This window comes from Actinocatenispora sera (genome assembly GCF_018324685.1).
Classification (GTDB): domain Bacteria; phylum Actinomycetota; class Actinomycetes; order Mycobacteriales; family Micromonosporaceae; genus Actinocatenispora; species Actinocatenispora sera.
In genome coordinates, this window is record NZ_AP023354.1 from 6,641,343 (window position 1) to 6,667,979 (window position 26,637).

A 26,637-nucleotide genomic window follows, 5' to 3' on the forward strand; every position below is an offset into this window, starting at 1 on the left:
CCCATTCCTTACCTTGTGTCGCATGGCCGATGTCGAGGTGTGGGTGGCGGACGCGGTGGTGCTGGCGCAGCAGGCCGAGCCGCTGCTGTCGACGGCCGAGACCGAACGCTCCGCGCGGTACGTGTCGGTCGCGGCCCGACGGCTGTTCGTGCTGTCCCGGGCGCTGCAGCGGCTGCTCGGCTCGGCCTACCTCGGGGTGCCGCCCGAGCGGGTCGAGGTCGACCGGAGCTGCCGGCTGTGCAGCGACGGCGGCGACCACGGCAAGCCGTACCTGCGAGGTGCGGCGGGACTGGACTACTCGGTGTCGCACGCCGGCCGGCTGGTGCTGCTCGCCTGGTCCTCGGCATGCCGGGTCGGGGCGGACATCGAACGGCTGGACCGCCGGCTGGACCCGGGCCTGCTCGGTGCCCGTACGCTGGCCGCCGCCGAGCAGGCCGATCTCGACGCGCTGCCCGCCGCGGACCGGCCGGCCCGGTTCCTGCGGCTGTGGACGCGCAAGGAGGCCGCGGTCAAGCTCGCCGGGCACGGCCTGACCGTACCGCTGGCCTCGGTCCGGGTGGACGGCCCGACCGCCTGCCTCGCCGCACCGCCGGCGGGCTGGCCGGCCGAGCCGCCGATGCTGACCACCCTGCCGGTACCCGAGGAGTACACCGCCGCGCTCGCGACCACCGCGGCGCCGCGGGTGGCGCTGCGCGAGATCACCGACCTGGCCGGGATCGGGCTGGCTCCGGCTCGGCCGGCCGACCGTCGCGACGCCGGGCCGGGAGCGACGATCTAGCCATTGACAAGTTCGACCCCCTCCGGCAATCTAGTCGATGACTAGATTGCCGGAGGGAACCATGGACCCGATCACCCTGTTCACCGTCATCGCGCTGGTCGCCGTGCCGACCGTGATGTTCGGCGGCTACTCGCTGCTGCGACTGCTGCCGGCCGGCAAGCTGGACGACCACCAGACCGCGTCGTTCCGGGCCGGGCACGCGCACGCCGGCGTCCTGCTCATCCTCACCCTGGTGGTACTCGACCTGTCCGCCGACGGCGGCCTCGGCCAGATCGCGCGCTGGACCCTGTGCCTGCTGCTGCTCGCCGGGGTGCTCGCCCAGTCCGGCGGGTTCTTCGTGCACCTGGCGATCGGCCGCCGCGGCAGCTGGTCCGCCGGCAACACGCTCACCGTCGGCGGCGCGGTACTGCTCGCGGCCGCGCTGATCCTGGCCGCCGTCGGCGTCGCCACCGGCTGACCGCCCCCGCCGACCGGCGCCCGAGGCTGCCCAGCTGCCCGACTGCCCGGCTGCCCGGCTGACCCGGCTGCCGGCTGCCCGACTGACCTGGCTGACCGGCTGACCGGCTGACCCGGCTGTCCCAGCTGCGCCGGGCGGAGCGCCGCGCGGGCACGCCTAGGGAACGAGGAGGGTCTTGCCCAGGGCGCGGCGGGACTCGATGGCGGCATGCGCGGCCGCGGCCTCGGCAAGGGCGAACCGCTGGCCGATCGTCGGCCGCAACCGCCCCGCGGCGGCGAGCGCCAGCGCCTCCGCCGACCGGGCCCGCGCGCCGCCGGCCCCGAACGAGACCGCGGACAGCGGCACCACCTCGACCCCGGTGTCGGCCGGCGGCCTGGTCATCGTGCCGCTCGCCGCGCCGTGCACGACGTAGCGGGCCCCGGAACGAGCGAGCGCGAACGCGGCCGCGCCGACCGCGCCGCCCACGCCGTCGAACACCACGTCGACCGCACCGATGCGGTCGGCCCAGCCGTCGGCGGTGTAGTCGACGACGGTCCCGGCACCGACCCGTTCGGCGAGCGCGCGCTTCGCCGCGCTACCAGCGGCGCCGACAACCTCGGCGCCGGCGGATCGCGCGAGCTGCACCAGCAGGCTGCCCAGCCCACCGCCGGCGGCGAGCACCAGCACCCGGTCACCGTCGGTGATGCGGGCGGCGGCCGACAGCGCGAGCGCGGTACGGCCGTCGGCGAGCAACGCGGCGGCGTCGTCGAGCGTGACGCCATCGGGGACGTCGATCAGCTCGTCGACCGCCACCACGGCCAGCTCGGCGTACCCGCCACCGCCGGTCACCGCGACGACCCGCCGACCGACCAGCTCGGCCGGGGTGTCGGGGCCGACCGCACGAACCACACCCGCGGTGCCGTTACCCGGCACGTGCGGCAGCGTGCGCGCCGCGGGTGGGCCACCCCCGGCACGGATCTGCGTCTCCACGAACGTGATCGGGCAGGCCTGCGCCGCGATCAACACCTGACCGGGCCCGGGTACCGGGTCGGGCACCTGCTCGACCCGCAGCACCTCCGGCCCACCCCACTGCCGCTGCACCACCGCTCGCACCGGACCCCCACCCTTTGTCGGAGCGTTTCGCTCCGACAAAAGCTAGCGCGCGCGGTGCACACCGGCAATACGCTGTGCCGGTGAGCCAGGACGCACCAGTACCGCGCCGGAACGATCCGGCACCGGGCCGCGCCGATCCAGTGCCTGGCCCCGCCGATCCAGCGCCGGGCCGCCTCGATCCGGGACTCGAGCGAGGCGGCCCGGTCCGCCGGCGCGGGCGGCAGGCCGAGGCCGCCCGCAACGACCGGCTGGTCCTCGACGCGGCCCGGGAGGTCTTCGCCAGCCAGGGGTTCGCTGCGCCGGTCGCCGCCGTCGCGGCTCGCGCCGGCGTCGGCATGGGCACCCTCTACCGGCGGTACGGCAGCAAGACGGAGCTGTTGCAGCGGCTCTGCGTGCTGGCCATGGCGCAGGCGAGCGCGGCGGCCGAGGCGGCGCTGGCGATGGACGATCCCTGGCTCGCGCTCACCGGGTACATCACCGAGCGGGTCGGGTTCCGGTCCGGCGCGCTCGCCCCGCTGGCGGGCACGATTCCGGTCACCGACGAGATGCTGGCCGCCGCGCGGCGCAGTCGCCGGCTGCACACCCGGGTGGTCGGGCGGGCGCACCACGCCGGGGTACTGCGCCGCGACGTCACCGCGGTGGACGTGGCGCTGCTGATCGAGCACTTCAGCCGGCGCGCACCGGACGACCAGCCCGGCAGCGCCGCCCGGCTGCTCGCGATCGCGATCGCCGGCCTGCGCCCGGCCGGCGACGCCCGGCTACCCGGCCCGGCGCCGAGCTGGCAGGCCTACGAGCAGCGCTGGAACGGCTGACCCGACCCTGCCCGCACGGCGCGCGGCGCCGTCACCGGCCGGATCCGGTGGTGACGGAGATGTCGGCGGTGGCAAGTTCGACGGCGGCCGTACCGTCGGCGGCCACCTCGATCGACAGCGGCGCACCGGCGAGCCGCAGCCCGGACACCGTCAGCGGGAACCAGCCGGCGAACGCCGGGTCCGGCGCCACCGTCAGGGTCCCGTTCGGTACGTCGGGGCGCAGCCCGAGCGCCGCCGCGAGCAACGCCACCGGTGCGGCCGCCGCCCACGCCTGCGGCCGGCAGGACGCCGGGTAGGCGAGTACCGGTTCGTCCCGGCCGGTGCCGGCGAACAGCTCCGGCAGCCGGTAGTCGAACGCGGGTGCCGCGGCGAGCAGCCCGCCGGCGAGCCGGGCGGCGAGCGCGCCGTGCCCCTCCGCGGCCAGCCCGGCGATCGCGATCGCGGTGTCGTGCGGCCACACCGACCCGGTGTGGTACCCGAGCGGGTTCGCCCCGGCGACGTCGGCGGAGAGGGTACGCAGCCCGTACGTGTCGGCGAGGTCGGCGGCGCCGAGCCGGTGCGCCACCGCCGCCGCCTCGTCGGCGTCCAGCAGCCCGGTACCGAGCAGGTGGCCCAGGTTGGAACTCGCCACCGGCACCGGCCGCTTCGCCCCGTCCAGCGCGAGCGCCGGAAACCGGCCGTGCTCGTCGGACACCCAGTACGCGGCGCGGAACCGCTCGCGCAGCCGGTCGGCGAACCCGGTCAGCGCGGCCGCGGTGTCGGCGTCCGCGCCGGAGCCGAGCGCGGTGAGCAGCGCCGCGCCGGCCCGCGCCGCCTGATGGTCGTACGCCTGCGCCTCGCACAGCGCGATCGGCGGCGCGGCGAGCGTGCCGTCGGCGAACTGCACGGCGTCCGGCGAGTCCTTCCAGCCCTGGTTGACCAGGCCGGAGCCGCTCGCGTCGACGTACTCGGCGAAGCCGTCGCCGTCCGCGTCGGCCGGCCCGGACAGCCAGCCCAGCGCCGCGCGCAGCGCCGGCAGCAGCTCGCGCACCTCGGCGGCCGGCATCCCCCACCGCCACGCCTCGTGCAGCGTCACCACCCACAGCGCGGTGGCGTCGATGGTGCCGTAGTAGCGCGGCGGCAGGCCGACGCCGCCGGACTCGTCGCGCACCTCGTGGATGATCTTCCCGGGCGCCTCGCCGGTCACTGGATCGTCCCGGCGGCCCTGGTTGCGGGCCAGGACCCGCAGCGTGCCGGCGGCGAGCCCGGTTCCCAGCGGCAGCAGCATCCGGGCCGCCCACAACGAGTCGCGGCCGAACAGGGTGAAGAACCACGGCGCGCCGGCGGCCAGGAACACGTCGTCGGGGTGCTCCTCGCCGGCCATCGGCAGGCCGGCCAGATCCGCCACCCCCCGCTCGACCGTTCGGTCCAGATCCGGTGCGGCGGAACGGATCCTCGGTACCGACCAGGGCAGCGTCGGCGCCGCCCGGAACGGTCCGCGCCGGCCCTCGCCGTGCGCCCGCACCAGCACCGTCCACTCGGTGCCGGGGTCGAGATCGAGCTGCCAGGACAGCTGCGCGCCGGCGTCGTCGAGCAGCACCTCGTCCGGCAGCACGTCGACACGCAGCACCGCCCCGTCCGCCGTCCCCGGCGCCGCGAAGCGCAGCACCGCATCGGTGTCGCGCCGGGGCGATACCGGCGGTCGCCGGTCACCGCACTTGATCGCGGGCAGGCCGGCCAGATCGGCGCCGACCCGCAGCGCCAGCCTGGTGTGCACCGGCGCGTGCGCGCGGCTGCGTACCGTGATGCGTTCGGTCAGGCCGTCGGGCGTCGCGGTGCGCTCCCGGCGCACCAGCACGGTCGGGTCGGCGCCGGGGTCGCCGAGCTGCCGGGCGACGCCGCTGAAGGTGGCCGCCTCGGCGGAGCCGAGCCGGTACCCGAGCGGGGTCGGTTCGACGCCGTCGAGCGTGACGGTCAGCTCGGCGAGGATGCGCCGGTCGGCGCTGAGCACACCCTCGGTACCGCCGGGGCGGATCTGACCGTCCGCGCCGGACAGCGCCACCGTGGGCGCCGCGAGTACCGTCACCAGCTCGTGCAGGAATGGCTGTGGCCGCACCGTGCTCTCCCTCGCCGACTCGGACGCCGCCCTCCCGGCCGCGGCCTGACGTTTGCGCTCAGCGTATCGACGCCGGACGCCGATCGACGCCGGTGCCGCGGGTACGGCAGACTGGCCACGGGGGTGGTGCGGTGAGCCGGGCGGTGTTGGCGTTGGGGGCGAACCTCGGCGACCGGGAGGCGACGCTGCGGACGGCGCTGCGCCGGCTGGGTGACCGGCTGGTCGCGGTGTCCGACGGGTACCAGACGCCGCCGTGGGGTGATCCGGACCAGCCGCCCTACCTGAACGCGGTGGCGGTGGTCGCCGACGACGCGGTCGAGGCGGACGGGTGGCTCTCGCTGGCGCACGAGCTCGAGGCCGCGGGCGGCCGGGTCCGTGACCCCGCCCGGCGGTACGGGCCGCGGACCCTCGACGTCGACGTGATCGCGGTGTGGCGCGACGGGCCCGCCGGGCCGGAACCGGTGCTGCAGGACGACCCGGTGCTGACGCTGCCGCATCCGCGGGCGCACCTGCGCGCGTTCGTCCTGGTGCCCTGGGCGCAGCTCGAACCGGCCGCGGAGCTGCCCGGCCACGGCCCGATCACCGCGCTGCTGCGCACCGAGCCGGTCGCCCCCGACGTACCGGCGGTGACCCGCCTCGGCCCGCTGCTCACCGGGTGACCGGCGACCCCGAGCCGCTCGCACCCGGGTCATCGACGTCCACTGTGGACTGACGGTACGGTGGGCCGATGGGCACCGCGGAACGCGAGATCACCGAGCCGGTCGAGCTGTGCACCGGGCGGGGTCGGCTCAACCCGGCCGCGGTCGGCTGGACCCGCACCCCGCTGCACCGGGCCAACCTGCGCGGCTGGGGCCGCACCAAACGCTGGGAGTACTGGGGCATCGTCACGCCCCGGCACCTGATCGGCCTGACCGTGTCGTCGCTGGACTACGCGGCGCTGCACGAGGTCTGGATCCGCGACCGGGACACCGGCGTCGAGCACGGCCGGCAGGCCGTCGTGCCGCTCGCCCGCAACACCGTCCTGCCGGAGCGCAGCGGCGCCGGTACGGTCGTGGGCCGGGCCGGAAGCCTGGCGATCCGGATCGAGCAGGACCGTACCGGATCGACGATCGGCGCCCGGCTGCCCGGCGTCGAGCTGGACCTGACCGTCCCGCTGCCGGCCGGGCACGAGTCGCTCGGCGTGGTGGTGCCGTGGAGCCGGCGCCGGTTCCAGTACACGGTCAAGGATCCGGGCCGGCCGGTGTCCGGGACGCTGCGGCTCGGCGACACCGAGCACCGCATCGGCGCGACCGACTCGTTCGCCGTGCTCGACCACGGCCGGGGCCGCTGGCCGTACCGGATCTCGTGGAACTGGGCGGCCGGTTGCGCGCCCGGCCGCTGCCTGCAGCTCGGCGGTAGGTGGACCGTCGGCACGCCCCTGACCGAGAACGCGCTGTTCGTCGACGGCCGGCTGCACAAGATCGGCACCGAACTGGCCTGGGAGTACGACCGGGGTGACTGGCGCGCACCGTGGCGGGTCCACGGCGAAGGGGTCGACGTGCGGTTCGTTCCCTTCCACGTCAGGCAGTCCCGTACCAATCTGGGCGTGGTCGCCTCGTCGACGCACCAGTGCTTCGGTCACTTCGACGGCTGGGCCGCCACCGAGGACGGTGAGCGGATCGAGCTGGCCGGGCTGACCGGCTGGGCCGAGGAGGCCAACCAACGGTGGTGACCGCCGGCACACGACCCGCACCACCCCGCCCTGCGCCGTCACCGCTCACCGCTCACCGCTCACCGCTCACCGCTCACCGCTCACCGCTCACCGCTCACCGCTCACCGCTCACCGACGGTGACTCGTTCCGGCGCACGGCGTGCCCGCGCCCGGTCACCGGCGCTCGGGGCGACCCGGAGGGTGACGACCGCGGCAACCAACCAGAGCAGGGCCGCGGCGAGCCCGAGCCGGTGCAATCCGGCGACGAACCGGTACGGGCTGATCGCGTCGCCAGCGACCGCGCCGAACACCGCGATGCCCAGCGCGGTACCGGCCTGCCGGGCGGTGTTGACCACCCCGTTGGCGAGGCCGGCCCGGCCGGGCGGCGCGGCCCGCAGCGCGGCGGCCACCACCGGCGCGGTGAACAACCCGACGCCGGTGCCGACCCCGAGCAACGCCGGCAGCAGGGCCAGGTACCCGTCACGGTGCGGATCGGCGGTGGTGGCGAGCAGCGCCGCCGATCCGGCCGCGGCGAGCAGGGCGCCCGCGAGCATCGGCCGGCGCGGGCCGTACCTGGCCGTCAGGCGGCCGGCGAGCGGCGACAGTGCCACCAGCGGTACGAAGATCGGCACCAGCAGCAGGCCCGCCGTGGCCGGTGGCAACCCGCGTACCGACTGCAGGTAGAGGGTGACCACGAACAGGGTGCCGTTGGTGGCCAGGTTCATCGTCAGCGCGAGCAGGTTGGCGCCGGTAAACGCCTTGCCGCGCAACGCATCCAGCGGCAATGTCGGTGCCGCGACACGCCGCTCGACGGCGACCAGGCCGGCGCCGGCACACACCGCCACCGCGGCGGCGCCCGCGACCGGCGGCCAGCCGGCGCCGCGGCCGGCGGCGATCACCGCATACACCAGGGTCGCCAGCGCGACCGCCGCCAGCACGGCGCCGGCCGGATCGAGCCGGCGGCGCCGGTCGGCGCGACCGGCGGGCACCGCGAACAGCGTGGCGAGCCCGACCGCGACGACGATCGGCGGGTTGATCCAGAAGATCGACTGCCAGCCGAACGCCTGCACCAGCGCCCCGCCGAGCAGCGGGCCGGCCGGCAGCGCGAGCGACGACACGCCGGCCCAGATGCCGAGGGCCCGCGCCTGCTCGGCCCGGCCCGGGTACGCCCCGGTGATCACCGCGACGCTGCACGGCAGCAGCAGCGCGGCACCCACGCCCTGGCCGGCGCGCGCCGCGACGAGTACCCCGAGACCGGGCGCCAGTGCGCAGGCCACGCTCGCCGCACCGAACACCAGGAGGCCGGCGAGGACGGCGCGCCGGTGGCCGATCCGGTCACCGAGCACGCCACCGGACAGCAGCAGCGCGGCCAGCACGACCGCGTACGCGTCGACGACCCACCCCACACCGCCGGTGTCGGTGGACAGTCCGGCGGCGATCGCCGGTATCGCCACGTTGATCACCGACACGTCGAGCAGCACCAGGAACATCCCGGCACACATCAACAGCAGGACCAGTTTCGGGCGCGTCGTCATGCCCCGAGGCTGGCACCGGAACACTTCCGTACCGGTGGAAGTGTCGCCGTGGCAGGCTCGAGGCATGGCAGGCCGAGACACCGCACCCCTCGCCGCCGCCCCGGGCGGCGGCGGTGACGTCGACGTGTCGCAGGTGGCCGCGCTGTTCGCGGACCGGACCAGGGCCCGGGTGCTGACCGCGCTCGCGGACGGGCGGGCGCTGCCGGCGAGCGTGCTCGCCGCCGAGGCCGGGGTGACCGCGCAGGCCGCGAGCGCCCAGTTGGCGCGGCTGCTGTCGGCCGGTCTGGTCACGGTGGAACGTTCCGGCCGACACCGGTACTACCGGATCGCCGGCGCACCGGTTGCGGCGGTGCTGGAGGCGCTGGCCCGGATCTCCCCCGCCGAACCGGTCCGGTCGCTGCGGCAGGGCACCCGGGCCGCGGCCCTGCGCGCCGCACGTACCTGCTACGACCACCTCGCCGGGCGGCTCGGCGTGCAGGTGCTGCAGGGCCTGCTGGATCGCGGCGCGCTCGTCGCCACGGACGGCGTGCGCACGCCCCGGCGGCGGGCCGGCGACGGGCTGGCACAGCAACTGCGCAACCATCCGTACCGGCTGGGGCCGGCCGCCACGGACGTCTTCGGCGCGCTGGGCGTACCGCCGGAGCGGCTGGCGCCGGCGACCACCGGACGGCCGCTGCTGCGCGCCTGCCTGGACTGGAGCGAGCAGCAGCACCACCTGGCCGGCCGGCTCGGCGCCGACCTGCTCACCGGCCTGCTCGGGCACGGCTGGGTGGAGCGGCCGCCGACCCGCCGCGCGGTGCGGCTCACCCCGGCCGGCGCGACCGCGCTGTCCCGCGTGCTGGGCGTCGGCACCGAGGCGGCCCGGCCGGAACCCGCCCACCGCGCCTGACCACGCCGCCGCGCAGGCCCGGTCGGGCGCGGAAACGCGGTCCAGTTCCGGCAATCCGGGCCGGCGCGCGGCGCACGGTCCTAGCATCGATCCGGGACGCGGCAACGGCTTCACTCGGGCGAAGCCGTGCAGTCGTGCCGTACCGGCGCGGGCCGTCACCGTGGCATCCGACGCCGGGCAGGGCCGGCGTCGGATGCCGGAGGGTGCACCGCCGCGGGTGCGGATCGCGCCGGGCGCAGGGGGTGTCGCGGTGACAGCAACGATCGACCGCAGCGGTGACGCGGTGACAGCAAGGACCGACCGCAGCGGTGACGAGGAGGCGCTGCGGGTCCTGGAGTCGCTCGCCCGGCTGCCCGCCGGCGACCCGGACCGGCAGCGGCGCCGCGAGGCGGCGATCCGCGCGTTCCTGCCGCTGGCCCGGCGGCTGGCCCACCGGTACGCGCACACCAGCGAGGATCCGCAGGATCTGGTGCAGGTGGCGACGATCGGGCTGATCTGCGCGGTCGACCGGTACGACCCCGGTCACGGAACCAGCTTCTACGCGTACGCGGTGCCGACCATCCGCGGCGAGCTGAAACGCTACTTCCGGGACCGGTGCTGGATGATCCAGCCACCACGGTCGGTTCAGGAGCTGCGGCTCGGCATCAACGCGGCCCGGCAGCGGCTGGAGCACGAGCTGGGCCGGACGCCGACCGTTCCGGAGCTGGCGGACGCGGTCGGCACGAGCGCGCGGCGGGTGCGCGAGGTCTTCGCGGCCGAGCGGGGATACCAGCCGGTGTCGCTCAACCAGCCCTGCCCGGGCCCGGGCGGCATCAACGGCACCGAACTCGCGGAGCTGCTCGGCGCACCCGACCCGGCGATGGAGTCGGTCCCCGACCGGATGTCGCTGCCGGGCGCGCTGGCCCGGCTCACCGACCGGGACCGCGCGGTGATCGTGCAGCGCTTCGTACACCGGCGTACCCAGTCCCAGATCGGCCGGTCGCTGGGCATCTCGCAGATGCACGTGTCCCGGCTGATCGCCCGGGCCCTGGTGCAGCTGCGTGCGTACCTGGAGGGGACGGAGCCGGCGCCGCCGGTGACGCCGCGGACGGACCGCCAGGCCGCGTAGGCGCGCATCGCGGTTTCGACCACCCGGATCGGGGTAGTCGCCGGGCATTCGGACGAATCGGGAGGTGACCGGCGATGGCCGAGCCGGTGGGCGCAACCGTACTGGACCGGTTGGATCAGCGGACGCCGACCCGCTTCTACTGGTCGCTGACGATCCTCGCCACGATCGGCGGCTTCCTGTTCGGCTACGACACCTCGAACATCGGCGCGGCGCTGAACTTCGTCCCGTTCCACCTGTCCGGGTTCGCCCTGGGCTATCTGGTCGCCGGTACGTCGATCGGCGCGGCGGCGGGCGCGCTCGCCGCCGGGCCGCTGACCGACCGGTTCGGCCGCAAGTCGCTGTTGATCGTGGACGCCGGGATCTACGCCGCCGGCTCGCTGCTCGCCGGGCTGTCCTGGCACGCCTCGGTACTGATCATCGCCCGGACCCTGATCGGCCTGGCGATCGGCGCCGACTCGGCGATCGCGACCGCCTACATCGCCGAGTACGCGCCGGCCGGCAAGCGCGGCTCGCTGAGCCTGTTGCAGCAGTGGATGATCACCATCGGCATCCTCGTCTCGTACCTGGTGGCGCTGGTGATCCTGCGGATCGCACCCGGCGCCGCGACCACGATCGACTGGCGGCTGATGTTCGCGCTCGGCGCCCTGCCGGCGATCGTCGGCCTGATCTTCCGTACCCGGATGCCGGAGTCGCCGCGCTGGCTGCTGCATCACGGGAAGTTCGACAAGGCCCGGCAGTCGCTCGGCATGCTCGGCGTGGACACCACCGACGAGCAGATCAGGGCCGCGGCCCGCGACGTGGCCGAGCGCGAACGCCAGGAGAAGGTGCAGCGGCGCCGCAAGTGGACCCCGGCGGTGCGCCGGGCGGTGATCATCGTCGCGGTGTTCTTCGTCTTCCAGCAGATCACCGGCATCAACGTCCCGCTGTACTACGGGCCGACGCTGCTCGCGCCGATCCTCGGCGGCGCGCACTCGACCGTGGCGCAACAGATCCAGGCGGTCGAGATCGTCTCGGTGATGACGGTGATCAACGTCGGCGCGACGTACTTCGGCTTCAAGTACATCGACCGGCTCGGCCGGCGCAAGCTGTCGATCGGCGGGTACGGCGGGATGATCGTGTCGGCGTTGATCGCCGCGGCGGGCCTGGGACTGCTGCACGGTACCGCCGAGATCGTCGTCGGGATGGTCGGGCTGTGCCTGTTCATCGCGTCGTTCGCGGTGGGCGTCGGCGGCACCGGCTGGCTGCTGCAGGGCGAGTCGTTCCCGACCGAGGTACGCGGCCGGGCGGCGGCGATCTGCGCGACGGCGGACTGGCTCGCCAACTTCGCGCTGATCCAGGTGTTCCCGGTGTGGCAGGCGGGGATCGGGCTGCCCTGGGTACTGGTCTGCTTTGCCGGGCTGGCCGCGATGGCGATCGTGTTCATCTCGATCTTCCTGCCGGAGACCAAGGGGCTGCCGGTCGAGGAGGTGGTCCGTCGCTACGAGCGGCACACCGCGCCCGGCGCCGCCGAGATGACCAACTGACCTCGGAACCGGTCGCCCCTGGCCGCCGCGCCGCGTCAGGCGCGACCGGCGGCGTGCTCGATGAACCGGCCGAGCAGCTCGTGCAGTCGTGCCCGATCGGCGGCGGACAGCGGCGCGAGCAGTTCGGCCATCACCTGCTCGGTGACCCGCTCGGCGGTCGAGAGCCGGTCCCGGCCGGCCGCGGTGAGGTGCACGTCGTAGCTGCGCCGGTCGCGTTCGTTGCGCCGCCGTTCGGCCAGGCCCTGCCGTTCCAGTTCGTCGATGATCAGCACCATGGACGACTTGTCCAGCTGGAGCCGGTCGACCAGGGCGCGCTGGCTGAGCGGGCCGGTCTCGGCGAGGGCGCTCAGCACGCCGAGGTGTCGTAGCTCGACCCTGTGGTCGCGCAGGGCCCGGTTTCCCGCCGACCGGGCGTAAGCCGGACCGACCCGACCAGGGCTACCGGATCCACATCGCGCCGGAGGGCGATCTCGCGCTCCGCGCCTGCCTGTCCCCGTCCTCCTACGAGAAGGTCCTCGCCACCGTGGGACGCCGCGGTTCCGGCTGGCGGGTACTCGACCCGCAGCTGCGGGTGATCCAGGAGACGCTCGTTCCCGAGACAGCCGGGGAGCGAGAGGACGGCCGGCACCTGACCGTGGACCGGCAGACCCTGCGCCGGATCCTGCTCGACGGGCTGGAGGTGCGCTACCGCGCGCCGTTCGAGCGGTACGAGCTGCTCGCCGGTGGCCGGGTCCGGGCGCACTTCGGCGACGGTACGAGCGTCGAGACCGACCTGCTCGTCGGCGCGGACGGCACCCACTCGCGGGTCCGGCCGCAGCTGCTGCCGGAGGCGGAGATCGTCGAGCTCGGCCAGACCGAGATCTTCGGAAAGACGCCGCTGACCGATCGCGCCCGCGACCTCGCGCCGGCCGCGGCGATCGACGGGTTCTGCGTGGTGGCCGGCACGGACGGCCGGTTCATGCCGCTCGCCGCGCACGAGTTCCGCCACGGCGGGGACGACTACCTGATGTGGGTGGTCGGCGGCCCGAGCGCGCTGTTCCCGGCCGACCTGTCCACCATGGACAAACGGGACCGGCGCGAGCGCGCGGCCGAGCTCGTGGCGGACTGGCATCCCCACCTCGCCGCGCTGGTCCGGCTGGGCGACCCGGCCACGGTCGGCAGCACCACGATCCGCACCGCGAACCCGGTAGCGCACTGGGAAACCGTGCCGGTGACGCTGCTCGGCGACGCGGCGCACACCATGGTCCCGCAGGGCACCAGCGCCGCGGTCGCACTGCGCGACGCCGCGCTGCTGTGCCGGCGGATCACCGAGCGCGGCGACGGCCCGCTGCTGACGGCGGTCGAGAGCTACGAAACCGAGATGCTGGAGTACGGCTTCGCCGAGGTGGCCCGCTCACTCGCGTCCGCCTCGTCCTGAACCGCACGTCGGGCCCGACGGCTCGGCGGGCCCGACGCGCCACCTGCCGCCGCCCGGCCGGGCGGCGGCAGGTTGGCTCAGACCACCGCGAGCCAGGGGTTCTCCAGCAGCTGGGCCAGGTCGGCCAGGAACTGGGCGCCCTGGGCACCGTCCACGACCCGGTGATCGACCGACAGCGTCACGGTCATCCGCTTCACCACGGCGACGGCGCCGTCCACCACGCCGGGCTCCTCGCGCAGCGCGCCGACCGCGAGGATGCCCGCCTCCGGGGGGTTGATCACGGCGGTGAACTGGTCCACCCCGAACATGCCGAGGTTGCTGACGGTGAAGGTGGAGCCGGTCATCTCGGCCGGCGAGAGCTTGCGGTCCCGGGCCTTGCCGGCCAGTTCCCGCGCGGTACCGGCGATGTCGGTGAGGCTGCGGGTGTCCGCGTCCCGCAGCACCGGCACGACCAGCCCGGCCGGGGTGGCGACGGCCATCCCGACGTGCACCCGGTTGTGCGTGACGATCGCGTCCTCGCCGAACGACGAGTTCATCTCCGGGTGCCTGCGCAGCGCGACCGCCACCGCGCGCAGCACGATGTCGTTCAGGCTGATCTTCGGCCGGTCCGCGGCGACCAGCTTCGCGTTCAGCTCGGCCCGCAGCTGGCCCATCGGCCCGGCGTCGACGGTACGGGTGAGGTAGAAGTGCGGCGCGGTGCGCATGCTGTCGGCGAGCCGGCGCGCGATCGTGCGGCGCATCGAGCCGAGCGGCGTGACCTCGTCGTCCTCGGTCACCGGTACGGCCACGGCCGCGGGCTGCTCGACCGGGGCCGGCGCTGCCGCCGGCGCCGGGGTGGCCCGGTCCAGATCGGCGCGGATGATCCGGCCGCCCGGACCGCTGCCGGTGAGGGTGCCGAGGTCGACGCCGGACTCCCGGGCGAGCCGGCGCACCAGCGGGGTGGCCCGCACCCGGGCCCCGTTGGTACCAGCGGCCGGGGCCACCGTGCCCGACGGTGCGCCGCTCGGCACCGCAGCCGCGGTGGCGGTGTCCGGTGTGGACGGTGTCGCGGCCGCGGCGGGCTCGGCCGGTGCCTCGGGCTGGGCCGGCGCCGACCCCTCGACTGCGCCGGTCGGGGCGGCGGCGCCGTCCTCGGGCTCACCGGCGACGCGCATCCGGCCGATCGGCGCGCCGATGTCGGCCGAACCGCCCTCCGGCACCAGGATCTCGGTGAGCACACCGTCCTGATAGGACTCGTGCTCCATCAGCGCCTTGTCGGTCTCGATCTCCACCAGAACGTCGCCGGCGTGCACCTCGTCGCCGACCTTGGCGTGCCAGCTCGCGACGACGCCTTCCTCCATGGTGTCGGACAGGCGCGGCATCAGGATGTCCATCGTGTTCTCCGTCTCGACGCGGCGCTCACCATCCACACTGGACGGTCTCGCCGACGATCCAGTGGTGTCAGCCGCGGCCGGTGGCACGCAGGGTCTGCTCGGCGGCGACGACGATGTCGTCCACCGCGGGCAGGGCGGCGGTCTCCAGCGACTTCGCGTACGGCAGCGGGACCTCGGCCATCGCCACCCGGCGCACCGGCGCGTCCAGCCAGTCGAAGGCACCGTCGGAGATGGACGCCGCCACCTCCGCGCCGATCCCGTACGTCAGCCAGTCGTCCTCGACGACCACCGCACAGCTGGTCTTGCGGACCGACTCGACCACGGTGCGCCGGTCCAGCGGACGCAGGCTGCGCAGGTCGACCACCTCGGCGTCGAAACCCTTGGCGGCCAACCGGTCGGCCGCCTCCAGCGCCATCCGGGCGGTGCGCGAGTAGCCGATCAGGGTGATGTCGGTGCCGGGCCGGCTGATCGCGGCGCGACCGATCTCGATCGGTGTGTCGTCGTTCGGTACCTCGCCCTTGGTGTTGTAGAGCGCCAGGTTCTCCAGGAACAGCACTGGGTCGTCGTCGGCGATCGCGGCGAGCAGCAGCCCCTTGGCGTCGGCCGGGTTCGACGGCGCGACGACCTTCAGGCCGGGGGTGAACGCGTAGAACAGCTCGACGTTCTGCGAGTGCGTGGCGGCGAGCTGCTGGCCGCCACCACCCGGGGTGCGGATCACCAGCGGCACCTTCGCCTGGCCGCCGAACATGCCGTAGATCTTCGCCGCGTGGTTGATGATCTGGTCCAGCGCGAGCAGCGAGAAGTTGATCGTCATGACCTCGACGACCGGCCGCAGGCCGAGCATCGCGGCACCCACCGCGGCGCCGGTGAAGCCCTCCTCGGCGATCGGGGTGTCCTTGACCCGCTTCGGCCCGAACTCGTCCAGCAGCCCGGCGGTGATCTTGTACGACCCCTCGAAGCGGCCGATCTCCTCGCCCATCAGCAGGACGTTCTCGTCCCGCAGCAGCTCGTTGCGCAGCGTGTCGTGCAACGCCTGCCGGTAGCTCATCGTCGTGGTGCCGGCAGCAGCCGGTCGTGCCGTGGTCGGCGCACTCATCGCCGCTCCTCCTTCGTCGGACCGGCGGTGTCGCCGCGAGACGCGCCGTGCCCGCTCACCGCGCCACCACCTCGGGGAACAGCGGCTCGGCCGGTCGACGTCGGGTGTCGTTGGGCACCGGGCTCGCGTACGTGTAGTCGAACAGCGTGCCGACCTCGGGCTTCGGGCTCGACTCGGCGAACTCGACCGCCTTGGTCACCACGGTGGCCACGTCCTGCTCGATCGCGGCGAGCGACTCGTCGCCGACGCCGGCGGCCTGCAGCCGGTCGTGCAGCGCGAGCACCGGGTCGGCCTTGCGCACCGCGGCGACCTCCTCGGCCGACCGGTACGTCGCCGGGTCGACCACCGAGTGGCCACGCAGCCGACCGGTCGTCGCCTCCAGCAGGAACGGGCCCTTGCCGGACCGGGCGTGCGCGGCGGCGTCGCGCATCGCGTCACGTACCGCGGTCACGTCGTTGCCGTCCACCCGGGCCGAGGCCATCCGGTAGGCGGCACCGCGCTTGTACAGCTCCGGCTCGGCGGACGACATCTCGACCGTGGTGCCCATCCCGAGCGCGTTGTTGACCACCGCGAACACGATCGGCAGCTGCCAGAGCGCGGCGATGTTGAGCGCCTCGTGGAACGCACCGATGTTGGTCGCGCCGTCGCCGAGCTGGCACAGCACGATCTCGTCGGTCTCCTTGTACTGCAGGGCGAGCGCGGCGCCGGTCGCGAGCGGCAGCTGGCCGCCGACGATCCCGTACCCGCCGAGCTGGCGGGTCTCGACGTCGAACAGGTGCATCGAGCCGCCCCAGCCGCGCGAGACGCCGTCGGAGCGCCCGTACAGCTCGGCCATCACCCGGCCCGGGTCCATCCCGCGCAGCAGCGCGTACCCGTGGTCGCGGTAGCTGACGAACAGGTAGTCGCGCGCCTCGATGCCGTCCATCAGGCCGACGACGGTGGCCTCCTCGCCGAGGTTGAGGTGGCAGTACCCGCCGATCTTCGCCTCGGTGTAGGCGCGCGCGGTACGCTCCTCGAAGCGTCGGACCAGCAGCATCTGCCGGTAGAACTCGGTCAGCTGCTCGACGTCGGGTTTGTCACTCGCGCCGGATTTCCGCCTCGCCACGGCAGTCCTCTCACGCCCACCGGGGTCACCGGATGGAGCACGACTCGGTAATGAAACGATGCCGTGACATTATCTATCCCGGCAGTCGGCCGGCAAGCGGCCCCCTCGAACCGGGACGGAGACCGTGACCACAACCCGTGCCCGCCGGCCCGCGCGCCGCGGGCGGCCGCCGGAGGCGGAGCGCGCCGCCCGCCGGGACGCGCTGCTGGCCACCGCCCAACGGCTGTTCCTGCGCCTGGGCTTCGGCCGTACCACCATCGACGCCGTCGCCGCCGAGGCGCACGTCGCGAAGCGCACCATCTACGACACGGTGGGCGACAAGGCGGACCTGTTCGTCGCCGTGGTACGCCGGCTCAGCGACCAGGTGCTCGCCGAGCTGCCGGCACCCGACTCGCCCACCGGACGCGACGATCTGCGCGACTTCTCCCGAATCCTGCTCGCCGCGTTGCTGACCGACGAGGCGGTCGGAATGAAGCGGCTGATGATCGCCGAAGCCGGGCACTTCCCGGAGATCGCCGAGCGGTTGTACGACAACGGACCGCGCCGCTACATCGAGATGCTGCGCGCGCTGCTCCCCCCGTGTCTGCCGGACGCCACCCCGGCCGAACTCGACTCGACCGCCGAGGACCTGTTCGCCGGGCTGCTCGGCGAGCCGCACCGGCGCCGGCTGTTCGGTGTCGCGCCGGCGCCGACGCCGGAGCAGACCGCCGTTCAGGTCGACCGCGTCCTCGCCCGCTTCCTCCCCGCCGAGCCGTGACCGCCCCGTACCCCGTGACACGAGGGTCTGGACGAACGGCACCCGGTCGGGAAAGCTACCCGGATGAGGCTGCTGCTCACCTCCGCCGGCATCCGGAACGCCACCATCCGTGACGCTCTGGTCGAACTGCTGGGCAAGCCGATCGCCGAGTCTCGCGCCCTGTGCGTGCCCACCGGCAGCTACCCGTTCCCCGGCGGGGCCGAGATGGCCGGCCGGCTGATCCGCGGGCAGGGCCCGAGCCCGCTGTGCGACCTCGGTTGGAAGTCGCTGGGGATCCTCGAACTCACCGCCCTGCCCAGCCTCGACGCGGACGTCTGGCGCACCGCGGTACGGGAGGCCGACGCACTGCTCGTCGGGGGCGGCGACCCGCTCTACCTGTCCCACTGGATGCGCGAGTCGGGCCTCGCCGGCCTGCTGCCGTCGCTGCCGGACACCGTCTACGTCGGCGTGAGCGCCGGCTCGATGGCGGCGACCACGCTGTTCGGGGAGACCTACCCGGAACCGCCCCGCGGCACCGGCACCCCGCTCAGCGCCGAGCACATGGTGTTCCCCACCCCGGACGGCGGCGCCGAGCGCACCTTCGTCACCGCCCGCGGCGCCGGCCTGGTCGGCTTCGCCGTGATCCCGCACTTCGAGCACGAGCACCACCCGGACGCCTCCCGGGACAACGCGAGAACCTGGGCCGGGAAGCTGCTGGTACCGACGTACGCGATCGACGACGAGTCCGCCGTCCGGATCGTCGACGGCGCAGCCACGGTCGTTTCCGAGGGGCACTGGAAGCTGTTCGACCCGGCCTCCTGAACTCCGGGTTGCCCGGACGCGCGGGGCGGTGGCGGCTGGCCGGCGTGGTGCCGTGGCCGCAGAGCAGGACGCGGTGCGCCGGAGCGCCGTTAGCCGCTCCCGGTGGCCGGGACCCGCGGCGGGTCTCGACGACCGGCGGGAGCGGTCAGGCGGGCGGGGCCGGCGGCGCGCCGTGCGTGACCGCCTCGACGTTGTGGCCGTCCGGGTCGCGCAGGAACACGGCGTAGTAGCCGGGGTGGTACTCCGGCCACTCGCGCGGCGCGTGCAGCACCTCGACGCCGGCGTCGAGCGCCGCGGCGTGCACCGCGTCGACCGCGGCCCGGTCGCCCGCCGGGAACGCGATGTGCAGCTCCCGGGTCTCCGCGCCCCGCGCCGGGGAGAACCACAGCGCCGGCTGCTCGCCGGTGGCCAGCGCCACGATCAGCGCGCCGTCGTGCTCGAACCGCATCGCCTCGTGCATGCCCAGCGGCCCGAACGTGCGCAGGTAGAACGTCACCGACGCCTCGACGTCGGACACCTGAATCCCCACGTGATCGAACATGCGCCGGACCCTAACCGAGCCGTACGACGGTGACCGGCAACCGACGCGCCCTGCCGGCGGCGACCCGGCGGGGCGGAGTTCGGCACACCGACCTCGCAGCGACAACGATCGATGCGATATCGTTCGAAACCGCACAGTGCTCATCAGCTGGGGCGGTCGACCTGATACCGCGTGTCCGGGGAGGTAGGCGTGCAGGAGCCAGGGTCGCAGCCATGCTGAGATGGCGACGGCGAGCCCGCCGGGCGGCGACGCGCGACACGACCGTGCCCGCCGCGGTCCCGCCACCGCCGCCGCCACCACCCCTACCGCCGGCCCAGCGTCCACCGATGATGCCGCCGGCGGACATCGACGTGACCCAGTCGATCCCGGTCGTGCGCGCCGATCCGGCGGACCCCGCGAATCCGGGCGGCACCCACCGGTCCGCCGAGTCGCCTGCCGTGGGCTCGGCCGGGCCCGCAGGCACGACCGCCTGGCCGCAGGCTCCGGGCTGGCCGCAGGCGTCGGCCGCCCCCGTTGCCGCGCCTCCGAGCCGACCGGCCACGCCGTCGGCCGGCCGGGCCTTCGCGCAGCCGCCCGCCGATCCGGCGCCACCCACCGGCGTGATCGAACCGAGCGTGCCGGAGCAGCGCGAGGAGCCGGGCGACGGCGAGCCGGGCGCCGCCGAGGTGCTGCCGATCCTCGCGGTGCGGTTGACGGCGCTGCTCGGCCCGGCCCGGGACAGCCTGGAGGCGCTCGAGGAGCGCGAGCAGGACCCGGAGCGGCTCGCCCAGCTGTACCGGATCGACCACGCGCTGACGCTCGCACGGCGGCAGGCCGAACTGGGCCAGGTGCTCTGCGGTGTGCCCGTCGAGGACGCCAAGCCGCAGACCACGGCGCTGATCGACGTGCTGCGCGCGGCCGCGTCCGCGGTCGAGTACTACCCGCGCGTCCAGCTCGGCCGCACCGTCGACCTGGCGGTCGTCCAGTTCGCCGCGGACGACGTGATCCGGGTGCTGACCGAGCTGATGGACAACGCGACGCGGCTCTCCCCGCCGCAGGCGACCGTGACCGTCTCGACCCACCTGACCGACACCGGCAGCGCGCTGATCCGGGTCGAGGACCACGGGGTCGGGATGTCCGACGACGATCTGGCCGGTTGGAACAGCCTGCTCGACGGCGGGCCGGCACCGGCGGCGGTGCGCCAGCGCGGCACGGCGCGCATCGGCCTGGTCGCGGCGCGCCGGCTGGCCGCCACGCACGGCCTGACGGTGCGGCTGGCCTCGCGCCCGGCCGGTGGCACCACCGCCACCGTCGCGGTCCCGGAGCGGCTGCTGGTCGAGCTGCCGGCGGCGAGCCCCGGCGGCGCGGTGCTGCCCGGCGCGTTCCCGGCCGGCACGCCGGCCACCCGCACCGACGCACCGGTTCGCCTGGTGCCGCGGCCCGCCCCGAGCTCGGCCGCCGAGGACCGTGCCGAGCACGGCGGGGCGGCACAGCGCCGGGGCAGTTCCGAAACGGGCGCGCCGGCCGAGTCGGACTGGCCGAGCATGCCGGTTCCGGCCCATCGCCTGGCCGAGGCCGGGCTGTCGCCGGCCGCGGACGCTCTGCCGCAGCGGGTTCCCGTCAGCCTGCGCGACACCGACGCCGACCTCGGTCGGCCGAACCTGCCGGAGCCTCCGCCGGCGCACCACCGTGAACACCTCGGTTCGTGGGCCGACGATGTCGCCGCCTTCGCCGACGGTACGAGCCGAGCAGAGAGTGACCGAGGATGACCGACAAGGAGCAGCTGCGCTGGCTGCTGGAGCAGTTCATGGCCGACAGCCCCGGGGTGACGCACGTCGTCGTCACCTCGCTGGACGGGCTCCGGCTGGTGACGTCGGCGTCGGTCGACCGCGACCTGGGCGACTCGCTGTCGGCGCTGTCGGCGGGGCTGCTGTCGATGGCCTCCCGCACCTCGGCGCTGCTCGCGCTGGGCGACTGCGAGTACATGACCCTGCGGCTCGCCGCCGGGCACCTGCTGCTGATGCGCATCGACGAGGCGTCCGGCGTGATCGTCGCGGCCACCCCGGACGCCGACCTGCGGATCGTGGCGTACAACATGACGCACCTGTTCGGCAGCGCCTCGCACGCGCTGTCACCGCAGTTGAGGACCACGCCGTCGACCGCCGGGGCACCCGGACCGGCCGGCGCATAGCCAGGGGGAGCCGTCTTCGTGGTCACACCGCGCACCCATCCGAAGGTCCGGCCGTACGTGCTCACCGGCGGGCGCACCGTCACCCGGCACCGGCTGCTGGTGCACACGCTCGTCACCGTGCCCTACTACGACCCGGGCCTCGCCGCGGCCATGCTGCCCGAGGCACGCACGCTGTACGAGCAGGCGCGGGACGGCTGCTCGGTCGCCGAGCTGTCCGCGCTCAGCGGCCTGTCGCTGGGCGTCACCCGGGTCATCGTGTCCGACCTGGCCGCCGCGCAGCGGGTCCGGGTGCACGCCGAGACCTATGGTTCACCGTTCGACCGGCGTCTTCTGGAGAGGGTCCGTGATGGTCTCCGCGCACTCGCCTGAGCACTCGACGACGACCGCGAAGATCGTCGTGGCCGGCGGGTTCGGCGCCGGAAAGACCACGCTGGTCAGCGCGATCAGCGAGATCCCGCCGATCAACACCGAGGCGTGGATGACCACCGCGGGCACCCTGGACGACCCGCTGGAACCCGACAGCGACAAGTCCACCACCACGGTGGCGATGGACTTCGGCCGCCGCACGCTGGCCGACGACCTGGTGCTGTACCTGTTCGGCACGCCCGGGCAGCGGCGGTTCTGGCCGATGTGGGACGACCTGTGCCGGGGCGCCTCGGGCGCGCTGGTGCTCGTCGACACCCGGCACCTCGACCGGTCGTTCGCTGCGGTCAACTACTTCGAGAACGACTCGACGGTGCCGTTCGTGGTCGGCGTGAACCTGTTCCACGGCGAGCAGACGCACCGGCTCGACGCGGTACGGCAGGCGCTGTCGCTGCACGAGTCGGTGCCGCTGTGCGCGTTCGACGCCCGGGACCGCGCACAGGTGGCCGGGGCGCTGGTCGGCGTCGTGGAGCACAGCATGGCCCGTACCGCCCGGACGACGCCGCCGCGCCCGCTCGCGCCGGCGCTGCGCTGACCCGTACCCACCCACCCCTCAAGGAGGCTCCGGGATGCCCCACATTCTCATCGTCGGCGCCGGCCAGTCCGGGCTGCAGCTCGGATTGAACCTGCTCGCGGCCGGCATGGACGTGACCATCATGAGCGCGCGTACCCCGGAGGAGATCCGCGGCGGCTCGCCCACCTCCACCCAGTGCATGTTCCAGCCGGCACTGCAGATCGAGCGCGATCTGGGGCTGAACTTCTGGGAGGAGCAGTGTCCGAAGCTGACGGCGCAGCGCTACAACCTGGGGCTGCCGCCGGACGGCTACCCGGATGCCCGGCAGACCGGCGGTGAGGCGGCGCCGCCGTGGCTGCGGACCGAGGTCGCGCCGTTCACCCGGGCGATCCGGTTCACCGGACCGTGGGAGCACTACACCCAGAGCGTCGACCAGCGGATCAAGATGTCCAGCTGGCTGGCCGAGTTCGAGAACCGCGGCGGCACGGTCATCTACCAGGGCGTGATGACCTCGGATCTGGACAGCCTCACCGCGCTCGGCCGGTACGACCTGACGATCGTCGCCGCCGGCAAGGGCGAGCTGGTCGGGCTGTTCGACCGGGACGCGTCCCGCTCGCCGTACGACCGGCCGCAGCGGGCGCTGTCGGCCATCTACACCCGCGGGATGACCTTCGACCCGGAGTACCAGGACTGGGCGGTGTCGTTCGCGAACATCGCCGGGGTCGGCGAGTTCTTCAACATGCCGGGGCTGACCGTCGACGGGGACGGCATGCAGCCGTGCAACATCCTGCTGTTCGCCGGCTTCCCGGAGGGGCCGCTGGGGTTCCACGCCTGGCGGGACCGGCTGTCGCCGACCGAGCACCTGGACCGGATGGTCCGGGCGATGCGCGAGTACGTGCCGTGGGAGGCCGACCTGGCCGCCGACATCGAGGTCACCGACGCGCACCCGAGCCTGATCGGCGGGTACACCCCGACCGTCCGGCACCCGGTCGGGCACCTGCCGTCCGGCGGGCTGGTCCTGGGTATGGGCGACGTGGTCGTCGCGAACGACCCGATCACCGGGCAGGGCGCCAACAACGCCGCCCACTCGGCGCACATCTACGCCCGGCACATCATCGACAACGCCGACGGCCGGTACGACGAGGCGTGGATGCAGGCCACCTTCGACGACTACTGGAACTACGCCAAGCACCCGACCGTGTTCACCAACGCGATGCTCGCCCACGAGCCACCCGAGCACGTCGGCCGCATCCTGGCCGCCGCACAGGCCGGGCACGACGCGGGCGAGCCGGTCATCGCCGCGCGCATCGCGTACGGCTACACCACCCCGTCCGACCTGGGCTGGATGCTCGACCCGGACGAGACCAACAAGTACCTGGCCGAGGTGGCCCCCGAGTTCGCCACCCCGGCCCCCGCCACCCCGTAACCGCCGCCCCGGCGACAGTTGATCAAGGACTTTTCGCGTTGATCAAGGGATCGGTGCACATCGTGCGTGGTCGCGGCGACCGAATCCCTTGATCAACGGCGCTCGCCCTTGATCGACCTCGATCGCAGTGGGGCCGCCACATCGCGTACCGACGGGTAACGTCGGGGCGGGCGACGCGAAGGAGGCGGCAGATGGCGGACGCGGACGCGATCGTGGTGGGTGCGGGGCTGGCCGGGCTGGTGGCCACCGCCGAGCTGGCCGCCGCCGGCCGCCGGGTGCTGCTGCTCGACCAGGAGCCGGAGTCCGGCCTCGGCGGGCAGGCGCACTGGTCGTTCGGCGGCCTGTTCCTGGTCGACTCGCCGGAACAGCGGCGACTGGGCGTGCGTGACTCGTACGAGCTGGCCCGCAGCGACTGGGCCGGTACCGCCGGGTTCGACCGCGAGGCGGCCGACCCGCTCGGCGAGGATCACTGGGCGTCCCGCTGGGCCGAGGCGTACCTGCAGTTCGCGGCCGGGGAGAAGCGGTCCTGGCTGCACGGCCTGGGAATGCGCTGGTTCCCGATCGTCGGCTGGGCCGAGCGGGGCGGCTCGCTCGCCACCGGGCACGGCAACTCGGTGCCGCGCTTCCACGTCACCTGGGGTACCGGCCCGGGCGTGGTGGCGCCGTTCGCCCGGCTGGTGCGCGAGGCCGTCGACGCCGGGCTGGTGTCGCTGCGGTTCCGGCACCGGGTGGACGCGCTGACCGTCACCGGCGGCGCGGTCGACGGGGTGCGCGGCACGGTGCTCGCGGACAGCGACGCCGCCCGCGGTACCAGATCGTCCCGCGACGCGGCCGGCGAGTTCGCGTTGCACGCGCCGGTCGTGCTGGTCACCTCCGGCGGCATCGGCGCCGACCACGACCTGGTCCGGGCGAACTGGCCGGCGCGGCTCGGCCCGGCACCGAAGAACATGATCACCGGCGTACCGGAGCACGTGGACGGCCGGATGCTCGGCATCACCGAGCAGGCCGGCGGCCGGATCGTCAACCGGGACCGGATGTGGCACTACACCGAGGGCATCCGCAACTGGGACCCGATCTGGCACCGGCACGGCATCCGGATCCTGCCCGGCCCGTCGTCGCTGTGGTTCGACGCGACCGGCCACCGGTTCGGCGCGCCCAACTTCCCCGGCTTCGACACCCTCGCGACGCTCGCCGCGATCGGCGAGTCCGGACACGACCACTCCTGGTTCGTGCTGACCCAGAAGATCATCGAGAAGGAGTTCGCGCTGTCGGGCTCCGAGCAGAACCCGGACCTGACCGGCAAGTCGATCCCGTCGACGTTGTCCCGGGTGCTGCCGGGCGCGCCCGGGCCGGTCGAGGCGTTCAAGCAGCACGGCGCCGACTTCGTGGTGGCCGACTCGCTGACCAGGCTGGTCGACGGGATGAACCGGCTCACCGACGATCCGCTGCTGTCGGTCGGCCCGCTGCGCGACGCGATCGTGGCGCGCGACCTGCAACTCGCCAACCCGTACACGAAGGACGCGCAGGTGGCGGCGATCCACGTGGCCCGGCGGTACCGCGGGGACCGGCTGTCCCGGGTGGCCACGCCACACCGGATCCTCGACCCGAAGGCCGGACCGCTGATCGCGGTGCGGCTCAACATCCTGACCCGCAAGACGCTCGGCGGCCTGCAGACCGACCTGTCCGGCCGGGTGCTGCGCGCCGACGGCACCCCGCTGCCCGGCCTGTACGCGGCGGGCGAGGTCGCCGGTTTCGGCGGTGGCGGCATGCACGGGTACCGCTCGCTGGAGGGCACCTTCCTCGGCGGTTGCCTGTTCGGCGGTCGTACCGCCGGGCGTGCGGCCGCCGACGCCACCGCGTGACGACCTGGCCCCCGCCGCATGGGACCGGCGCCCGCTGGCTCCGATCCCGTACTCGCGTCGACCTGTCGCGGTGGCCGCGCCGAAATCGGGTGTCACCGCTCGGCGCCACGCCGTAGAGTCCGGCGCGGCGCCGGATGTACCCCAGGCGGCGACCCGCGTCCAATGCGCCACGGTTTCCGGCCGCGAGCAGGCCGCGACCCGCGTCCGGATGCACCACGGTTTCCGGCCGCGAGGAGGAGCGATCGATGCAGGCAGCAGACCGGCGCGATGCGGTGACCGCGGGTGTCGCGACGGCGACCGCGCTGGGGTTGCGGGTCGACGAGACGACCGTCCTTCAGGACTCGAACCGGGTGACCCTGCGGTTGCTGCCCTGTGACGTGCTGGTCCAGGTGGCGCGGGAGGCGCATGGGGCCGCCCCGTTCGAGATCGACCTCGCGCAACGGCTCGCCGCGACGGGCAGCCCGGTCGCCGTGCCCGATCCGCGGGTGCCGCCACGGGTCTACCCGCAGCAGGGTTTCCAGGTCAGCCTGTGGACCTACTACCCGTCCGTGCGGCGGCCGGAGGATGCACCGGCCGAGTACGCCGGCGCGCTGCGGCGGTTGCATGCCGGGCTGCGCGGCCTCGACGTGGCGGCGCCGCACTTCACCGAACGGGTCGAGCAGGCGCAACGTCTCGTGGCCGACCACGACCGGACGCCGGCGCTGGCCGACGCGGACCGGGCGTTCCTCGGCGACACGCTACGAGAACTGCACCGCTCGGTCACCGCGCGGACGACCACCGATCAACTGCTGCACGGCGAGCCACATCCCGGCAATGTGCTGGCCACGCCGGACGGCATGCGGTTCATCGACCTCGAGACGTGTTGCCGCGGGCCGGTCGAGTTCGATCTCGCGCACGCTCCGGAGCCGGTCGCCGAACACTATCCGGACGTCGATCGGGACCTGCTGCGCGACTGCCGGATCCTGACGTCGGCGATTGCCACGACCTGGCGCTGGGACCGGGACGACCACTTTCCCGACGGTGCGCGGTTGGGCATCGAATGGCTGGAAGAGCTTCGGTCGGCGCTGGAGCGACACCGACCCGACCGGCGCCGCTGAGCATCGCCGGCTTCGACGAGCGGCCCGCACGAAAGGGCTGTCGGCGGCCAGCCAGTGGCCGGCGGCCGGCGCTACC

General features: G+C 74.2%; 26 protein-coding genes. 18 read left to right on the top strand and 8 right to left on the bottom strand.

Going from position 1 to position 26,637, the window contains the following annotated elements:
* Positions 1 to 22 precede the first annotated feature (22 nt).
* Both Asera_RS31210 and Asera_RS31215 read left to right on the top strand, forming a co-directional pair.
* On the top strand, positions 23 to 778 hold the full coding sequence (locus Asera_RS31210) for a 4'-phosphopantetheinyl transferase family protein (protein ID WP_051802451.1): 756 nt from the start codon (positions 23 to 25) through the stop codon (positions 776 to 778).
* Positions 779 to 839: 61 nt separating this feature from the next.
* On the top strand, positions 840 to 1,235 hold the full coding sequence (locus Asera_RS31215) for a hypothetical protein (protein ID WP_030447167.1): 396 nt from the start codon (positions 840 to 842) through the stop codon (positions 1,233 to 1,235).
* A gap of 156 nt (positions 1,236 to 1,391) precedes the next feature.
* Here Asera_RS31215 and Asera_RS31220 read toward each other — a convergent pair whose 3' ends face one another.
* Positions 1,392 to 2,327, bottom strand: coding sequence for a zinc-binding dehydrogenase (locus tag Asera_RS31220; RefSeq protein ID WP_030447168.1), 936 nt, complete (start codon positions 2,325 to 2,327; stop codon positions 1,392 to 1,394).
* Between the two features lie 80 nt (positions 2,328 to 2,407).
* On the opposite strand from Asera_RS31220, the gene Asera_RS31225 reads away from it, so the two are divergent.
* Positions 2,408 to 3,139, top strand: a complete 732-nt coding sequence (locus Asera_RS31225) for a TetR family transcriptional regulator (protein WP_244844101.1) — start codon at positions 2,408 to 2,410, stop codon at positions 3,137 to 3,139.
* A 31-nt stretch (positions 3,140 to 3,170) separates the two neighbouring features.
* Here Asera_RS31225 and Asera_RS31230 read toward each other — a convergent pair whose 3' ends face one another.
* A complete protein-coding gene (locus Asera_RS31230; protein WP_035297184.1) occupies positions 3,171 to 5,234 on the bottom strand; it encodes an amylo-alpha-1,6-glucosidase in 2,064 nt (687 codons plus the stop codon).
* A gap of 131 nt (positions 5,235 to 5,365) precedes the next feature.
* On the opposite strand from Asera_RS31230, the gene folK reads away from it, so the two are divergent.
* Positions 5,366 to 5,893 (top strand): 2-amino-4-hydroxy-6-hydroxymethyldihydropteridine diphosphokinase, encoded by a 528-nt coding sequence (folK, locus tag Asera_RS31235; protein ID WP_030447171.1) that lies wholly within the window; start codon positions 5,366 to 5,368, stop codon positions 5,891 to 5,893.
* A gap of 68 nt (positions 5,894 to 5,961) precedes the next feature.
* The gene (locus Asera_RS31240; protein ID WP_030447172.1) at positions 5,962 to 6,945 is read left to right on the top strand and encodes a DUF2804 domain-containing protein; all 984 of its coding nucleotides are present in this window, start codon (positions 5,962 to 5,964) and stop codon (positions 6,943 to 6,945) included.
* A 101-nt stretch (positions 6,946 to 7,046) separates the two neighbouring features.
* Here Asera_RS31240 and Asera_RS31245 read toward each other — a convergent pair whose 3' ends face one another.
* Positions 7,047 to 8,459 (bottom strand): MFS transporter, encoded by a 1,413-nt coding sequence (locus Asera_RS31245; RefSeq protein WP_030447173.1) that lies wholly within the window; start codon positions 8,457 to 8,459, stop codon positions 7,047 to 7,049.
* Positions 8,460 to 8,523: 64 nt separating this feature from the next.
* On the opposite strand from Asera_RS31245, the gene Asera_RS31250 reads away from it, so the two are divergent.
* From Asera_RS31250 to Asera_RS31260, 3 genes are all read left to right on the top strand, one after another.
* Positions 8,524 to 9,348 (top strand): ArsR/SmtB family transcription factor, encoded by an 825-nt coding sequence (locus Asera_RS31250; RefSeq protein WP_051802452.1) that lies wholly within the window; start codon positions 8,524 to 8,526, stop codon positions 9,346 to 9,348.
* Between the two features lie 250 nt (positions 9,349 to 9,598).
* Entirely contained in the window at positions 9,599 to 10,456 is an 858-nt protein-coding gene (locus Asera_RS31255; RefSeq protein WP_169745859.1) for a sigma-70 family RNA polymerase sigma factor, read from the top strand.
* 74 nt (positions 10,457 to 10,530) lie between these two features.
* Positions 10,531 to 11,979, top strand: coding sequence for a sugar porter family MFS transporter (locus tag Asera_RS31260; protein WP_051802454.1), 1,449 nt, complete (start codon positions 10,531 to 10,533; stop codon positions 11,977 to 11,979).
* A 35-nt stretch (positions 11,980 to 12,014) separates the two neighbouring features.
* Here Asera_RS31260 and Asera_RS33825 read toward each other — a convergent pair whose 3' ends face one another.
* Positions 12,015 to 12,581 carry a MarR family transcriptional regulator gene (locus Asera_RS33825; protein WP_084131850.1) on the bottom strand — a complete coding sequence of 189 codons (567 nt, stop codon included), beginning with the start codon at positions 12,579 to 12,581 and terminating at the stop codon, positions 12,015 to 12,017.
* On the opposite strand from Asera_RS33825, the gene Asera_RS31270 reads away from it, so the two are divergent.
* The gene (locus Asera_RS31270; RefSeq protein ID WP_030447178.1) at positions 12,503 to 13,396 is read left to right on the top strand and encodes an FAD-dependent oxidoreductase; all 894 of its coding nucleotides are present in this window, start codon (positions 12,503 to 12,505) and stop codon (positions 13,394 to 13,396) included. The two genes, Asera_RS33825 and Asera_RS31270, sit on opposite strands and share 79 nt — an antisense overlap.
* A 77-nt stretch (positions 13,397 to 13,473) precedes the next feature.
* On the opposite strand, the gene Asera_RS31275 is transcribed toward Asera_RS31270, so the two are convergent.
* The 3 genes from Asera_RS31275 to pdhA all read right to left on the bottom strand — a co-directional run bounded on the left by Asera_RS31275 (position 13,474) and on the right by pdhA (position 16,970).
* A complete protein-coding gene (locus Asera_RS31275) occupies positions 13,474 to 14,769 on the bottom strand; it encodes a dihydrolipoamide acetyltransferase family protein (protein ID WP_211255623.1) in 1,296 nt (431 codons plus the stop codon).
* 67 nt (positions 14,770 to 14,836) lie between these two features.
* Positions 14,837 to 15,865 (bottom strand): alpha-ketoacid dehydrogenase subunit beta, encoded by a 1,029-nt coding sequence (locus Asera_RS31280; protein ID WP_244844104.1) that lies wholly within the window; start codon positions 15,863 to 15,865, stop codon positions 14,837 to 14,839.
* A 55-nt stretch (positions 15,866 to 15,920) separates the two neighbouring features.
* Entirely contained in the window at positions 15,921 to 16,970 is a 1,050-nt protein-coding gene (gene pdhA, locus Asera_RS31285; RefSeq protein WP_211255624.1) for a pyruvate dehydrogenase (acetyl-transferring) E1 component subunit alpha, read from the bottom strand.
* Between the two features lie 124 nt (positions 16,971 to 17,094).
* Between pdhA and Asera_RS31290 the strand changes: the two genes are divergently transcribed.
* Positions 17,095 to 17,727 (top strand): TetR/AcrR family transcriptional regulator, encoded by a 633-nt coding sequence (locus tag Asera_RS31290; RefSeq protein ID WP_030447182.1) that lies wholly within the window; start codon positions 17,095 to 17,097, stop codon positions 17,725 to 17,727.
* A 63-nt stretch (positions 17,728 to 17,790) separates the two neighbouring features.
* On the top strand, positions 17,791 to 18,528 hold the full coding sequence (locus tag Asera_RS31295) for a Type 1 glutamine amidotransferase-like domain-containing protein (RefSeq protein ID WP_030447183.1): 738 nt from the start codon (positions 17,791 to 17,793) through the stop codon (positions 18,526 to 18,528).
* 145 nt (positions 18,529 to 18,673) lie between these two features.
* Here the strand turns inward: Asera_RS31295 and Asera_RS31300 are convergent, their stop codons facing one another.
* Positions 18,674 to 19,069 carry a VOC family protein gene (locus Asera_RS31300; protein ID WP_030447184.1) on the bottom strand — a complete coding sequence of 132 codons (396 nt, stop codon included), beginning with the start codon at positions 19,067 to 19,069 and terminating at the stop codon, positions 18,674 to 18,676.
* Positions 19,070 to 19,395: 326 nt separating this feature from the next.
* Here Asera_RS31300 and Asera_RS31305 point away from each other — a divergent pair, with 326 nt between their 5' ends.
* From Asera_RS31305 to Asera_RS31335, 7 genes are all read left to right on the top strand, one after another.
* Entirely contained in the window at positions 19,396 to 20,817 is a 1,422-nt protein-coding gene (locus Asera_RS31305; RefSeq protein WP_157034922.1) for an ATP-binding protein, read from the top strand.
* Positions 20,814 to 21,239: a roadblock/LC7 domain-containing protein gene (locus Asera_RS31310; RefSeq protein ID WP_051802457.1), complete on the top strand. Its 426-nt coding sequence runs from the start codon at positions 20,814 to 20,816 to the stop codon at positions 21,237 to 21,239. Before Asera_RS31305 ends, Asera_RS31310 begins: the two co-directional genes overlap by 4 nt.
* Positions 21,240 to 21,257: 18 nt before the next feature.
* Positions 21,258 to 21,608: a DUF742 domain-containing protein gene (locus Asera_RS31315; RefSeq protein WP_030447187.1), complete on the top strand. Its 351-nt coding sequence runs from the start codon at positions 21,258 to 21,260 to the stop codon at positions 21,606 to 21,608.
* Positions 21,586 to 22,197: a GTP-binding protein gene (locus Asera_RS31320; RefSeq protein ID WP_051802458.1), complete on the top strand. Its 612-nt coding sequence runs from the start codon at positions 21,586 to 21,588 to the stop codon at positions 22,195 to 22,197. Before Asera_RS31315 ends, Asera_RS31320 begins: the two co-directional genes overlap by 23 nt.
* A gap of 34 nt (positions 22,198 to 22,231) precedes the next feature.
* A complete protein-coding gene (locus Asera_RS31325; RefSeq protein ID WP_030447189.1) occupies positions 22,232 to 23,602 on the top strand; it encodes a styrene monooxygenase/indole monooxygenase family protein in 1,371 nt (456 codons plus the stop codon).
* Between the two features lie 191 nt (positions 23,603 to 23,793).
* Positions 23,794 to 25,464, top strand: a complete 1,671-nt coding sequence (locus Asera_RS31330; RefSeq protein ID WP_030447190.1) for an FAD-binding dehydrogenase — start codon at positions 23,794 to 23,796, stop codon at positions 25,462 to 25,464.
* A 245-nt stretch (positions 25,465 to 25,709) separates the two neighbouring features.
* Positions 25,710 to 26,561, top strand: coding sequence for a phosphotransferase (locus Asera_RS31335; protein ID WP_030447191.1), 852 nt, complete (start codon positions 25,710 to 25,712; stop codon positions 26,559 to 26,561).
* Positions 26,562 to 26,637: the final 76 nt, after the last annotated feature.